This window comes from Mycobacterium sp. IDUB_39 (genome assembly GCF_055419205.1).
This window is the reverse complement of sequence record NZ_JBVAXF010000001.1, coordinates 1230203-1242803: the sequence shown is the minus strand read 5'-3', so window position 1 is coordinate 1242803 and position 12601 is coordinate 1230203. Positions and strand designations below refer to the sequence as shown.

Below are 12601 nucleotides of genomic sequence, written 5' to 3'. Positions count from 1 at the left end.
TCTGTCGACGTGGATATCAATGGTGCTAGCGCAATCGTCACTGGTGGCGCGTCGGGTATCGGCGCGGCAACTGCACGCCAGTTGGCGGCCAAGGGTGCTCGGGTCGTCGTCGCGGACCTGAACGCGGAGAGCGGGCAGAAGCTCGCGCACGAGATCGGCGGCGTGTTCGTCAGCGTCGACGTCACCAACACCGAGCAGATCGAGGATGCGGTCAACACTGCCGCCGACCTCGGTCCACTGCGGGCCCTGGTGAACTCGGCGGGTATTGGCTGGGCCCAGCGCACAATCGGCAAGGACGGGGAGTTCGCCTCGGCGCACAACCTGGACGCCTACAAGAAGGTGCTCGCCATCAACCTGGTCGGCACCTTCGACTGCATTCGGCTGGCGGCGACCGCGATGAGCCGCAACGATGTCACCGACACCGGCGAGCGCGGCGCGATCGTCAACATGACGAGCGTCGCGGCCTTCGACGGCCAGATTGGCCAGGCCGCCTACTCATCGTCCAAGGGTGGCGTGGTCGGGTTGACACTGCCGGTGGCGCGCGATCTTTCAGCCGTCGGCATCCGGGTCAACACCGTCGCCCCCGGTCTCATCGACACGCCGATCTACGGCGAGGGCGAGGCGTCGGAGGCGTTCAAGGCCAAGCTGGGCGAATCGGTGCTCTTCCCGCATCGCCTCGGCAAGCCGGACGAACTCGCGTCGATGGTCATCGAACTGATCACCAACTCCTACATGAACGCTGAGGTCGTTCGAGTGGACGGTGGCATCCGGATGCCACCCAAGTAACTCCCGAGAGCCCCCCGCCAGCAGACACAAAACTGCCCCTTTTCACGCGAAAAGGGGCAGTTTTGCTGGAGCCGCTTGCGGACTGCTCGGCAGAGGGGATTACCAGTCGGATTCGTCGAACGTGACGACACCGCGGATGTTCTTACCGTCGAGCATGTCCTGGTAACCGTCATTGATGTTGTCCAACGTGTAGGTCTTGGTGACCATGTCGTCGATGTTCAGTACGCCCGACTTGTAGAGGCCGACGAGTTTCGGCGTCTCGATGTGTGAGCTGCCGCCGCCGAAGATGTTGCCCTTCAACGTCTTCTGCAACATCGTGAAGAGGAACAGGTTGAGCTTGACGTCGGCGTCCATCATCGAGCCCATGCCGGTCACCACGCACGTGCCGGTCTTGGCGGTCAGGATCATCGCCTCTTCGACGTACTCACCGCGCATCTCACCGACGGCGATGATCACCTTGTCGGCCATCAGGCCGTGCGTCACGTCGATCATGGGCCCGATGGCTTCGGCCATCGACGGGTAGACGTGGGTCGCGCCGAACTTGATCGCCTGGTCGCGCTTCCACTCGACGGGATCGATCGCGATGACGGTCTTGGCGCCGGAGATCACCGCGCCCTGCAGAGCGCTCATGCCGATACCGCCGACGCCCACGATCACGACGGTCTCACCCGGGGCGACCTGCGCGACGTTGGTGGCAGACCCGAATCCGGTCGGCACCGCGCAGCCCATGATGGCGGCGGTCTCGAACGGGATGTCCTTGTCGATCTTGACCACGGAGTCCTTGTGCACCGTCATGTACGGCGCGAACGTCCCCAACAGGTTCATCGGCGACACCTCGTGGGTGCCCGAGTGGATCCGCGACGTTCCGTCGGCGATGGCCTTGCCGCCGAGAAGGAGTGCGCCGCGGTCACACAGTGAGCGGAACCCCTTCATGCAGGGCGGACACTCACCGCACGCGGGGATGAACGCGAGGATGACGTGATCGCCCTCCTCGATGCCCGTGACGTTCTTGCCGACCTTGGTGATCACGCCGGCACCCTCGTGGCCGCCGAGTGCGGGCAGCGCGATCGGAGTGGCACCCGTCGTCAGGTGATAGTCGGAGTGACACATGCCCGCCGCGTGCATGCGGATCTGGACCTCGTCGGCGACGGGGTCGCCCAACTCGATCTCATCGACCCGGAACGGCGTGTTCAGTTCCCACAGCAGAGCGCCCTTGGTCTTCATGGCGGCGATCATAGAACACGTTTCAGAACTCGCGTGAACTAGGCCACTTACCTGCGGTGATGATCGGTCAGAACCAGTCGTGGATCGGGTATCGCCCTGATCGCGAGAAACCCGGACGGCTCGCTGGTCAGACGCTGATAGGCAGAGGGGTCGATCTCGGCGGCCGCCGGGGTCGGGCGCGGTTCGACGAGCCGTTCGATGAGGAAACCCGCCGCGCGCAGTTCCTCGCAGGTCTGCTCCAGCGGTGACAACCAGTAGCGGACCTGCCAGCCGCGACTCCAGACCTCGTCGACAACCCGGGCGTCGAAGTAGTTGCCGCCATGACGCAGCCAGTCCCCGGTGGGATGCATGCGCGACAGCACCAGCGCACCGTCGGGACGGAGCGTCCGCCGCAGCTCGCGCAGTGCGCTCGTCCGGTCGTCGAGGTACTCCAGCGCAAGGGCGAGAAGCACCAGATCAACCGACTCATCGGGCAACCAGGCGATCGGATCGGCGAGGTCATGCACCCGAAAGGACCCCGATGGGACCCGTTGCCGACACAGTTCGACCATGCGCGGACTCTGGTCGAAGCCGAGCACCGTCGCGCCGCGGGCGACGAGTTCGGACGCGTAGAGACCGGGTCCGCAGGCCGCGTCGAGGACGGTGCGGCCCGCGACGTCACCGAGGAGGTCCAGACACGCCGGCCGGTCGTAGTGCGCGTTGTACAGGCCGTCGCGGCTGTGCTCGAGGAACTCGTCGGCGAAATCGTTGTACTGCGGGTTCGTCCCCACACCGTCGGTCACGGTGACTACAGCGCGGCAGGCAGGCCGAACGTCGCGAACAGGCCCTCTGCGGCGTGGAATGCCACCACGTGCGAGATACCGCCAGGGCGGACCTCCAACACGTGCAACTGGAACTGCTCGTGCGCGCCGGTCTCAGGGTTGAGCATGTAGAGCGCGGCCGCGGGCTGGCCGTTGGCGACGGTGCGCAGGAAGCGCATATCGCCCGCGCCCTGGGCGGGGCAGTGCGTCTTGGAGAGCGTGACGATGTTCTCCGGACCCTGATACCAGCCGTCGAACGGGGGCATCTCGAAGATCGCCTCGGCGGTGAACAACTCGACGAGCTTGTCCATGTCGTAGGTCTCGAACGCCTCGATGTACTTGGCGAGCTGATCCTGAGCCTCGGGGGAGTCCGGGGCCGCGACCTCGCCGTCCTGCGTCGGCGCCACGGCGTCGAGCTGCGCGCGAGCGCGCTGCAGCAGGCTGTTGACCGCCGCCGTCGAGGCGCCGATCGCCTCACCGACCTCGGCGGCCTTCCACTGCAGCACCTCCCGCAGGATCAATACTGCGCGCTGCCGCGGCGACAGGTGTTGCAGCGCCGCGACGAACGCCAACCGCACCGACTCCCGTGCCTCGAAGATCACTGAGGGATCCGACGGATCCTCCTGAGGCGCGTCGGGCAGCGGCTCAAGCCAGGTGATCTCGTGGTGCTCGGCGATATCGCCGCTTGGGTCCGAGGCCGGTGCCCCCAAGCCGGTGGGCAGCGGCCGGCGCTTGCGGCTGTCGATCGAGGTGAGGCACGTGTTGGTGGCGATCCGATATAGCCAGGTCCGCACAGAGGACCGACCCTGGAACCCCTCGTAGGACTTCCAGGCCCGCAGGTAGGTCTCCTGCACCAGATCCTCGGCATCGTGCAGGGACCCGGTCATGCGGTAGCAGTGCGCCAGCAGTTCACGCCGGTAGCGCTGGGCATCGGCCAGGAAGGTGTCTTTTGAGTCGAACGACTCCGGGATATCCGCCAGGAGGCTCACCCCCACGACCCTACTCAGACCCTCCGACAAGTGAAGGCGACCGATAGTCTCGCCTGGTGCTCACAACCCGCGACGAACGCAGCTTTGACGGTGTCGGCGGTGTCCGCATCGTCTACGACGTCTGGACCCCGGACGGAGCACCGCGCGGCGTGGTGGTGCTGTGCCACGGCTACGCCGAACACGCTCGCCGCTACGACCACGTCGCGCAGCGCTTCGGCGAGGCCGGTCTCATCACGTACGCGCTGGACCAGCGGGGACACGGTCGCTCGGGTGGCAAGCGCGTCTACCTCAAGGACATCTCGGAGTGCACCGCTGACTTCGGCGCGCTGGTCGGGATCGCCGCCGTCGACCGTCCTGAACTCAAGCGGGTCGTCCTCGGGCACAGCATGGGTGGTGGTGTCGTGTTCGCCTACGGCGTCGAGCACCCCGACGACTATGCGGCGATGGTGCTGTCCGGGCCTGCTGTCTATGCCCAGGACGGTGTCTCGTCCCTCATGATCGGCGTCGCCAAGGTGGTCGGCAGCGTGCTGCCCGGCCTTCCCGTGCAGGATCTGCCTGCCGAGGCGGTGTCCCGCGACCCCGCCGTCGTCGCCGCGTACATCGCCGACCCGTTGGTGCACCACGGCAAGCTGCCCGCGGGTATCGCCAAGGCGCTGATCGGCGTGGGCGAGTCGATGCCGACCAGGGCCGCCGCGCTCACCGCGCCGCTTCTGGTGGTCCACGGCGGTCGGGACAGTTTGATCCCCGTGGCGGGGAGTAGACGTCTGGTGGAGTGCGTCGGATCCTCGGACGTGAACCTGAAGGTCTACCCGGAGCTGTTCCACGAAGTGTTCAATGAGCCGGAGCGCGAGCTGGTGCTCGACGACGTGGTGTCGTGGATCGAGGTTCATCTGTGACTGCGCGGGGTCTGACTCGCGCCCCGGCGCGGTGGCTCATCGGGGTTGTGGCACTGACGCTCGTCGTCGCGGGGTGTTCCTCCGACAATGGCACCCCGGCAGCCTCGTCCACTGCGGATACCCCGGGCACGTCGGCCGCGGCAGCGTCGACGAAGGCGGTCACTCCGGACGGCTGGATCGAGGAGTCCGTGTCGTTCGAGGCCGACGGCCTGACCATTCACGGCACGTATCGGCATCGCCAAGACGCCGCGCCCGGACCCGCGGCCCTGCTCATCTCGGAGAGCGGTAACACCGACCGCAACGGCGACAACGCGGTGGCAGGCCCGGTCGGCAATATGCGCCAACTCGCGGAGTACCTGTCCGGCAAGGGGATCGCGAGCCTGCGCTATGACAAGGTCGGCACGGGTGAGACGGGCCTGGGCCCGTACGCGAAGCGGCCCGCCGACGTCGGTAGCGCCGTCTACACCACGGGCGCCCAGGCGGCGGCCGGGTTCCTTGCGCAGCGCCCGGGTACCGATCCGGCCCGCATCTCGGTCTACGCGCTGGGGGAGGGCACCGTGCACGCCATGGCCGTCGCCCTCGACACGGCCGCGGGTGCGCCGAAGATCCACTCGCTGGGGCTCTTTGCGCCGTTGTCCGCCCGCTATCTCGACATCATCACGGGGCGCGTCCACGCCGACGTCGACGCCGCGGTGTCATCGGGGGCGAAGACCGCTGAGCAGGCCGGTGAGGTGCTGACGGCGTGGAACGCCGCCGTCGCGCAGGCGCGCACCGAGGGCACCGCGCCGGCGAAACTGCCTGAGGGCCTGAGCGCGGTCCTCAATCCGGGCAACGTGAAGGCGGTCGTGGAGGCCGACGCCATCGACCCGTTGGCGCTGGCCGCCAGGCTCCCCGCGGCGATGCCGGTCCTCGCCACGTGCTCGGACTCCGACGCCCAGGCCAACTGCGAGGCGGAGCGGCCGCTGTTCGCGGCTCTGGGGCACACGGCCCTGACCGTCGTGGAACTCAAGGGCGTCAATCACGTCCTGCGCGACGACCCGACCGACAACGTCGGGAACTACGCCAGCAAGGACCCGCTGTCGCCCCAGCTACTGGCCGCGTTGGACGGCTTCGTCGGCAAGTAGTGGCGCCTGTGGATGAATACTGTTGTGGGGATGGATGACACGGTGTGCAGCCACGGGGCGTGCGATGGCCCGGGGAAGGTCAGACTCGTTCCCTAACGTGACGCCCATGACGGATAACCCGACAACCCAGCGAGTGATGACATGACCGTTCAGCGAGAAGCGGAGCGGATCCGCGCATGACCGATGACAAGATGCTGGCCCGGATCGCAGCCCTGCTGCGGCAGGCCGAGAACACCGAGAACGCCCACGAGGCTGAGGCGTTCATGACCGCTGCGCAACGGCTGGCGACCACCACGTCCATCGACCTGGCGGTGGCGCGGGCGCACGCGGCCACCCGCACGGCGGCCCAGACCCCGGTGCAGCGCACCGTCACGATCGGGACCGCGGGCACCAAGGGCCTGCGCACCTACGTGCAGCTGTTCGTGGCGATCGCGATCGCCAACGACGTGAAGTGTGATGTCGCGTCCAACTCCACGTTCGTCTACGCGTACGGCTTCGCCGAGGACATCGACGCCACCCACGCCCTCTACGCCGGCCTGGTGGTGCAGATGGTGAAGGCGTCGGACTCCTACATCGCCACCGGTGCACATAAGCCGACGCCGACCATCACCGCCCGGCTCAACTTCCACCTGGCGTTCGGCGCGCGCATTGGCCAACGGCTCAGCGAGGCTCGCGACGAGGCGACCCGCCAGGCGACCCATGGTGCCGATCAGCGTCCGGGCACTGCTGTCGCGTTGCGCAACAAGGACATCGAACTCAAGTCCTTCTACCGGGAGGCCTCCAAGGCGCGCGGCACGTGGCGGGCCACCAGCGCCTCCGCGGGATACTCGTCGGCCGCCAGACGGGCAGGCGACCGGGCCGGCAAGCGCGCCCGACTGGGCGCGAGTGCCGAACTCGCGGGCTCCCGCGGCGCTCTGGACCGCTGACGCCCGTGCCCCGCGACGCGCAACGTTCGAAGGTCTACGCGGCCGAGCAGTTCGTCCGCACGCTGTTCGACCGGGCGCAGTCCCGCGGTGAGAGCACGCTGGAGTTCTTCGGGGCGAACATCACCCTTCCCCCGGAGGCGCGGTTCGCGTCGGTCGAGTCCGTGCGGCGCTACGTCGACTCCGTACTCGGACACGGCGCGGTCGAGCAGCGCTGGCCCGATGCCGAACCGCTGGCCGTGCGCAGTCGACGGGGCTGCACGGCCGCACACTACGAACGCGGTGACGGGGTCGCCACCATCGCCGTCCCCGATCGCCACACCACGTGGGCGCTGCGCGAACTGGTGGTGCTGCACGAGATCGCCCACCACCTGTCTCCGTGCGAGCCTGCGCACGGGCCGGAGTTCACCTCGACGCTGTGTGATCTGGCGGCCGCGGTGATGGGCCCCGAGGTGGCCCATGTGCTGCGCGTGGTTTACGCGAAGGAGGGTGTGCGGTGAAGGAGACTGCGCGATAACACAAACCGGCTAGCGTGGGCGAGGTGACCGAACCCGATCCCCGCGCACTGGATGCCATGTTCACCCAGCTGCTGCACACCGAGGACGCGGCATTGGCCGCGGCACGTCAGGCCGCCGACGCCGCGGGCATGCCCCAGATCGAGGTGTCCGCGCAGCACGCGAAGTTGTTGACCCTGCTGGCGACGAGCACCCGAGCCGCGCGCGTCCTGGAGATCGGCACGCTCGCGGGCTACAGCACCATCGCGCTGGCGCGCGGCATCGGGCCGGGCGGGCAGGTCGTGACCCTGGAGTACGAGCAGGCACACGCCGACGTCGCGCGCCGAAACCTCGACCACGCCGATGTGGGGGAGCGCGTCGAGATCATCGTCGGCGCCGCGCTGGACACCCTGCCCCGGCTGGCGAACCGTGGTGACAGGTTCGACTTCTTCTTCATCGACGCTGACAAGGAGAACAACCCCGCCTACGTCGAGTGGGCGGTCACGCTGGCCGAGCCCGGCGCGGTCATCGTGGTCGACAACATCGCCCGGATGGGCCGTGTGCTCGATCCCGGGCCGGAGGACCATCAGGCCCGCGCCGTGCGGGACATGTTCGTGATGATGGGCGAGCACCCGCGCCTGGACACCGCCGCGATTCAGACGGTCGGCACCAAGGGGTGGGACGGGTTCGCCGTGGCGCTGGTCAGATAGGAGGCGGCTCGCGAGCTCATTGCGACCGGATCTTGATGGCTGGCCTGTCGGGCCAGGCGTACTTTGGACAGTGATGAATGGGGGTGCGGCAAGCCTCAAAAAGCTTGCTGCATAACGGAAAGGATACGAAATGACAACGTCCCATACATCAATCGATCAGCATCCTGACATATTGGCTCTGCGCGCGAGCTATGACCGCGCCTCCGAGTCGATGACCGCGCAAGCCACCTTCGGCCTGACATTGCTGACGGCGGTTTTCGTTGCGCTGACGCCGTACATCTTCGGCTTCGACGCCTTCACGCGGCTGCCCTTCAACGATCTGATCGTCGGTATCACTGTCGCTGTACTGGCAATGTGTTTCGGGTCGGCGCTGGACCGTACCCACGGCATGACGTGGACGTTGCCCGTCTTCGGTCTGTGGCTCATCGCCTCACCGTGGATGTTCGTCGCGTCACCGACCGCGGGCATGATCTGGTCACACGTGATCTGCGGTGCGCTGATCACGCTGCTTGGCATGAACGCCGTGTACTTCGGAATGCGCGTCCGCGATTCCGGAGCCCGGCACGGGTAGTCCCGTAACGCGCTGAGCCAATGCGAGTGGCCGGCCGGGTGTGTCCCCGGCCGGACGGCCGACGTCGACTAGCTGCAGACAGCGCCCGTTGCCGCTGAGCCGACCAGCTTCGTGTACTTGGCCAGGACGCCGGTGGTGTAGACCGGCGGCAGCGGCTCGAAACCTGCCTTGCGGGACTCGAACTCGTCGACGTCGACCAGCACGTCGAGGGTGCCCTTGCCGACGTCGAGGCGGATGCGGTCACCGTCGCGCAGGAACGCGATGGGTCCGCCGTCGACGGCCTCGGGCGCGATGTGCCCGACGCAGAGGCCCGTCGTACCGCCCGAGAACCGGCCGTCGGTCATCAGCAGCACGTCCTTGCCCAGGCCCGCACCCTTGATGGCGCCGGTGATCGCGAGCATCTCGCGCATACCTGGGCCGCCCTTGGGGCCCTCGTACCGGATGACGACGACGTCGCCGTGCGTGATGGTGCCGTCCTCGAGCGCGTCGAGTGCTGCTCGCTCGCGCTCGAAAACCCTTGCGGTGCCCTCGAACACGTCGGAGTCGAAGCCCGCCGACTTCACCACGGCGCCCTCGGGGGCCAGCGAGCCGTGCAGAATCGTGATGCCGCCTGTCGGGTGGATCGGGTTGTTCATCGCCCGCAGCACCTTGCCGTCGGGGTCCGGCGGCGCGATGTGGGCCAGGTTCTCGGCCATGGTCCTACCCGTCACCGTCAGGCAATCCCCGTGCAGCAGGCCGGCGTCCAGCAGGGCCTTCATGACGACGGGCACACCACCGATCTCGTCGACATCCTTCATCACGTGGCGGCCGAACGGCTTCACGTCGGCAAGGTGCGGCACCTTCCGTCCGACCCGCGTGAAGTCCTCGAGCGTGAGCTTGACCCCTGCCTCCCACGCAATCGCCAGCAGGTGCAGCACCGCGTTGGTGGAGCCGCCGAATGCCATGACGACGGCGATGGCGTTCTCGAACGCCTCCTTGGTGAGAAGGTCGCGCGCGGTGATACCGCGGCGCAACATCTCGACCACCGCCTCACCGGACTTGCGGGCGTACTCGTCGCGCCGCTTGTCGATGGCCACCGGTGATGCGCTGCCCGGCAGTGACATGCCCAGCGCCTCGGCGGCCGATGCCATGGTGTTGGCGGTGTACATGCCGCCGCAGGCGCCCTCGCCGGGACAGATGGCTCGCTCGATGATGTCGACGTCCGCCCGGGACATCAGCCCGCGGGAGCAGGCCCCGACGGCCTCGAAGGCGTCGATGATGGTGACTTCCCTCTCGGTGCCGTCGGTCATCTTGGCGACGCCCGGCATGATCGACCCGTTGTAGAGGAACACCGAGGCCAGGTTGAGTCGGGCGGCGGCCATGAGCATGCCGGGAATCGACTTGTCGCAGCCCGCCAGCAGCACCGTGCCGTCGAGGCGCTCGGCCTGCACAACGGTCTCGACGCTGTCGGCGATGACCTCGCGGCTCACCAGCGAGAAGTGCATGCCCTCGTGGCCCATCGAGATACCGTCGGAGACCGAGATGGTGCCGAACTCCAGCGGATAACCGCCGGCCTCGTGCACACCACCCTTGACCGCCTGCGCCAGTCGCTGCAGCGACATATTGCACGGGGTGATCTCATTCCACGACGACCCAACACCGATCTGCGGCTTGACCCAGTCGTCATCGGTCATGCCGACCGCGCGCAGCATCCCGCGGGCGGCGGTCTTCTCGAGGCCATCGGTGACGTCGCGGCTGCGGGGCTTGATATCGGGCGTGCTTTCTGAGGGCATTGGACGATTATGCGCCTGAGCAGTGAGCCCACCAAACCAATTCCAATACCCCCGAGGGGTATGAGGTATGATGGGTTCGTGAAGCTGATGACTGCCCGCGTTGTGGCCCTGACCTCCGTACTGGCCACCGCACTGTTCATGTCGGCCTGTTCCAGCCCGCCCGCATCGGACGGCCACACCGACCAATCGCACCACAGCGAGACGTCCGCCGCAGCGCAGGGGGCGAATTTCAACGATGCCGACGTGGTGTTCGCGACCGACATGATCCCGCACCACCAGCAGGCGATCGAACTGTCGGCGCTGGTGCCCGAACGCTCCTCGGACCCGGCCCTCGTCGAACTGGCGGCGGCCATCTCCGGGGCTCAGAAGCCCGAGATGGAGGCCCTGAAGGTGTTCCTCGTTCAGTGGCGGGGCGGTGAGTCCGCAGGATCCAGCCCGGACCCCCATGCGGGGCATGACATGGGTTCCATGGACGGCATGGTCGACGGACCCACCATGGCGAAGCTGGAGACGCTGCGGGGTGCTGAGTTCGACACGCTGTGGTTGCAGTCGATGATCGGCCATCACGAAGGGGCCATCACGATGGCCAACACCGAGATCGCCGACGGCGTGAACACGGATGCAAAGGCGCTCGCCAAGCAGATCGTGACCGCCCAGCAGACCGAGATCAATCAGATGAAGCAGATGTTGGGAGCCTGACATGGCAGATGAGACAGAGGTTGCCGCCCCGCACGGGTACTCGCCTAACAAGGAGAACTACGCGAAGCGGATGCGGCGTATCGAGGGCCAGGTCCGCGGGGTCGCCAAGATGATCGACGAGGACAAGTACTGCATCGACGTCCTCACGCAGATCAGCGCCGTCAAGAGCGCGCTGGAGTCGGTGGCGCTCGGCCTGCTCGAGGAGCACCTCGGCCACTGCGTCAGCCATGCCGTGGCTGAGGGTGGCGCTGAGGCCGACAAGAAGCTGGCTGAGGCGTCGGCGGCGATTGCCAGGCTGGTCCGGTCCTGACCCTCTCGCCTCGTAACGGCGGTCCACGCACCGGGGAGACGGAGGTAACGATGTCGGCCCGCGTGACGATTAACAGTGCAGTTCAGCGCACTTTTGGAAGAGCCAGGGCCCGGGCCGGGCCGATATCGCCGCGAGGGCCAGCCCCTGGCGTTGTGCCACACTGGTTTCAGATTTGGTTATGGAGGTGGCGTATGCCGCAAGGGACGTTGAGGAGACTGGCCACCGCGATCTTCGCGGTTGGACTGGTCGGTGGAGTAGTCGGAAGCCCGTCAGCGATGGCGGATCCGGAGGTGGGCCCCGATCCGGCGGTGGTCGACACACCACCAGTCGTGGCGGCCCCACCACCGCCGCCACCACCGGCGTTCCCGATGCCCTGGGACCCGCCGGCTCCGCCGCCACCCCCGACCGAACCGGCGGCGCCGCTGAACCAGTACGGCGCGCCCGCGGTGATCCCGGAGGGCACGCCCGCGGGCCAGAACCCGACGCCATACACCGGTGAGCCCGTTTTCGCGCCGCCGACGTTCAACCCGGTCAACGGGTCGATGGTGGGTGTGGCCAAGCCGATCTACATCAACTTCGCTCGGCCGATCGCCGATCGGGCACTTGCTGAGCAGGCCGTCCGGATCACGTCGAGCCCGCCCGTGGCTGGTCGGTTCTACTGGGTCACCGATACGCAGCTGCGGTGGCGTCCGCAGGACTTCTGGCCGGCCAACACGACGGTGAACATCGACGCGGGAGGCACTAAGTCCAGCTTCCGCACCGGTGACTACCTGGTGGCCACGATCGACGATAAGACCCACCAGATGGAGATCCGGCGCAACGGCGAGCTCGAGAAGACCTTCCCGGTGTCGATGGGCAAGCCCGACGGCAAGCACGAGACCCATAACGGCACCTACTACGTGCTGGAGAAGTTCGCCGACATGGTGATGGACTCGTCCACCTACGGTGTGCCGGTCGACTCCGCCGAGGGCTACAAGCTCAAGGTCCAGGACGCGGTGCGCATCGACAACAGCGGAATCTTCGTGCACAGTGCGCCGTGGTCGGTCGGCGATCAGGGCAAGCGCAACGTCAGCCACGGCTGTATCAACCTCAGCCCGGCCAACGCGCAGTGGTTCTACGACAACTTCGGCAGCGGCGACCCCGTCGTCGTCAAGAACTCCGTCGGGCTCTACAACAAGCCCGACGGCGCGTCGGACTGGCAGATGTTCTAACCGACGCACACCAGCTCAAACGAGGTTGCCCCCGGAGTCCAAGACTCCGGGGGCAACCTCGTTTCATCAGCATGATGTGCGATGCCATCCCT

At 67.1% G+C, this 12601-nt stretch carries 14 protein-coding genes; 10 read left to right on the top strand and 4 right to left on the bottom strand.

Going from position 1 to position 12601, the window contains the following annotated elements; all coding sequences use genetic code 11:
• Positions 1-9 precede the first annotated feature (9 nt).
• Positions 10-786, top strand: a complete 777-nt coding sequence (locus ACZY0X_RS05765) for an SDR family NAD(P)-dependent oxidoreductase (protein ID WP_241401773.1) — start codon at positions 10-12, stop codon at positions 784-786.
• A gap of 99 nt (positions 787-885) precedes the next feature.
• Here ACZY0X_RS05765 and ACZY0X_RS05760 read toward each other — a convergent pair whose 3' ends face one another.
• From ACZY0X_RS05760 to ACZY0X_RS05750, 3 genes are read right to left on the bottom strand one after another with little or no spacing between them, the layout of a single operon-like run.
• A complete protein-coding gene (locus ACZY0X_RS05760; RefSeq protein ID WP_463768624.1) occupies positions 886-2010 on the bottom strand; it encodes an NDMA-dependent alcohol dehydrogenase in 1125 nt (374 codons plus the stop codon).
• Between the two features lie 47 nt (positions 2011-2057).
• On the bottom strand, positions 2058-2792 hold the full coding sequence (locus ACZY0X_RS05755) for a class I SAM-dependent methyltransferase (RefSeq protein WP_463768623.1): 735 nt from the start codon (positions 2790-2792) through the stop codon (positions 2058-2060).
• A gap of 5 nt (positions 2793-2797) precedes the next feature.
• Entirely contained in the window at positions 2798-3799 is a 1002-nt protein-coding gene (locus ACZY0X_RS05750; protein WP_463768622.1) for a sigma-70 family RNA polymerase sigma factor, read from the bottom strand.
• 56 nt (positions 3800-3855) lie between these two features.
• On the opposite strand from ACZY0X_RS05750, the gene ACZY0X_RS05745 reads away from it, so the two are divergent.
• From ACZY0X_RS05745 to ACZY0X_RS05720, 6 genes are all read left to right on the top strand, one after another.
• Positions 3856-4695, top strand: a complete 840-nt coding sequence (locus tag ACZY0X_RS05745; protein WP_463768621.1) for an alpha/beta hydrolase — start codon at positions 3856-3858, stop codon at positions 4693-4695.
• Positions 4692-5819: a hypothetical protein gene (locus tag ACZY0X_RS05740; RefSeq protein WP_463768620.1), complete on the top strand. Its 1128-nt coding sequence runs from the start codon at positions 4692-4694 to the stop codon at positions 5817-5819. Before ACZY0X_RS05745 ends, ACZY0X_RS05740 begins: the two co-directional genes overlap by 4 nt.
• Before the next feature lie 176 nt (positions 5820-5995).
• Positions 5996-6745 carry a DUF2786 domain-containing protein gene (locus ACZY0X_RS05735; protein ID WP_463768619.1) on the top strand — a complete coding sequence of 250 codons (750 nt, stop codon included), beginning with the start codon at positions 5996-5998 and terminating at the stop codon, positions 6743-6745.
• A gap of 5 nt (positions 6746-6750) precedes the next feature.
• Entirely contained in the window at positions 6751-7242 is a 492-nt protein-coding gene (locus ACZY0X_RS05730; protein WP_463768618.1) for a TIGR04338 family metallohydrolase, read from the top strand.
• 74 nt (positions 7243-7316) lie between these two features.
• On the top strand, positions 7317-7946 hold the full coding sequence (locus tag ACZY0X_RS05725) for an O-methyltransferase (protein ID WP_463768791.1): 630 nt from the start codon (positions 7317-7319) through the stop codon (positions 7944-7946).
• 130 nt (positions 7947-8076) lie between these two features.
• Positions 8077-8517 carry an SPW repeat protein gene (locus ACZY0X_RS05720; RefSeq protein WP_463768617.1) on the top strand — a complete coding sequence of 147 codons (441 nt, stop codon included), beginning with the start codon at positions 8077-8079 and terminating at the stop codon, positions 8515-8517.
• 68 nt (positions 8518-8585) lie between these two features.
• Here the strand turns inward: ACZY0X_RS05720 and ilvD are convergent, their stop codons facing one another.
• On the bottom strand, positions 8586-10289 hold the full coding sequence (ilvD, locus tag ACZY0X_RS05715; RefSeq protein ID WP_463768616.1) for a dihydroxy-acid dehydratase: 1704 nt from the start codon (positions 10287-10289) through the stop codon (positions 8586-8588).
• Positions 10290-10376: 87 nt separating this feature from the next.
• Between ilvD and ACZY0X_RS05710 the strand changes: the two genes are divergently transcribed.
• From ACZY0X_RS05710 to ACZY0X_RS05700, 3 genes are all read left to right on the top strand, one after another.
• Positions 10377-10988, top strand: coding sequence for a DUF305 domain-containing protein (locus ACZY0X_RS05710; RefSeq protein WP_463768790.1), 612 nt, complete (start codon positions 10377-10379; stop codon positions 10986-10988).
• A 1-nt stretch (position 10989) separates the two neighbouring features.
• Positions 10990-11298: a copper-sensing transcriptional repressor RicR gene (gene ricR / locus ACZY0X_RS05705; RefSeq protein WP_463768615.1), complete on the top strand. Its 309-nt coding sequence runs from the start codon at positions 10990-10992 to the stop codon at positions 11296-11298.
• 191 nt (positions 11299-11489) lie between these two features.
• Positions 11490-12509 (top strand): L,D-transpeptidase, encoded by a 1020-nt coding sequence (locus tag ACZY0X_RS05700; RefSeq protein ID WP_463768614.1) that lies wholly within the window; start codon positions 11490-11492, stop codon positions 12507-12509.
• Positions 12510-12601: the final 92 nt, after the last annotated feature.

Coding starts and splice junctions, on each gene's coding strand:
- ACZY0X_RS05760 (WP_463768624.1), bottom strand. CDS start 2,010: ATGAAGACCAAGGGCGCTCTGCTGTGGGAACTGAACACGCCGTTCCGG.
- ACZY0X_RS05735 (WP_463768619.1), top strand. CDS start 5,996: ATGACCGATGACAAGATGCTGGCCCGGATCGCAGCCCTGCTGCGGCAG.
- ACZY0X_RS05725 (WP_463768791.1), top strand. CDS start 7,317: ATGTTCACCCAGCTGCTGCACACCGAGGACGCGGCATTGGCCGCGGCA.
- ACZY0X_RS05720 (WP_463768617.1), top strand. CDS start 8,077: ATGACAACGTCCCATACATCAATCGATCAGCATCCTGACATATTGGCT.
- ilvD (WP_463768616.1), bottom strand. CDS start 10,289: ATGCCCTCAGAAAGCACGCCCGATATCAAGCCCCGCAGCCGCGACGTC.
- ACZY0X_RS05710 (WP_463768790.1), top strand. CDS start 10,377: ATGACTGCCCGCGTTGTGGCCCTGACCTCCGTACTGGCCACCGCACTG.
- ricR (WP_463768615.1), top strand. CDS start 10,990: ATGGCAGATGAGACAGAGGTTGCCGCCCCGCACGGGTACTCGCCTAAC.
- ACZY0X_RS05700 (WP_463768614.1), top strand. CDS start 11,490: ATGCCGCAAGGGACGTTGAGGAGACTGGCCACCGCGATCTTCGCGGTT.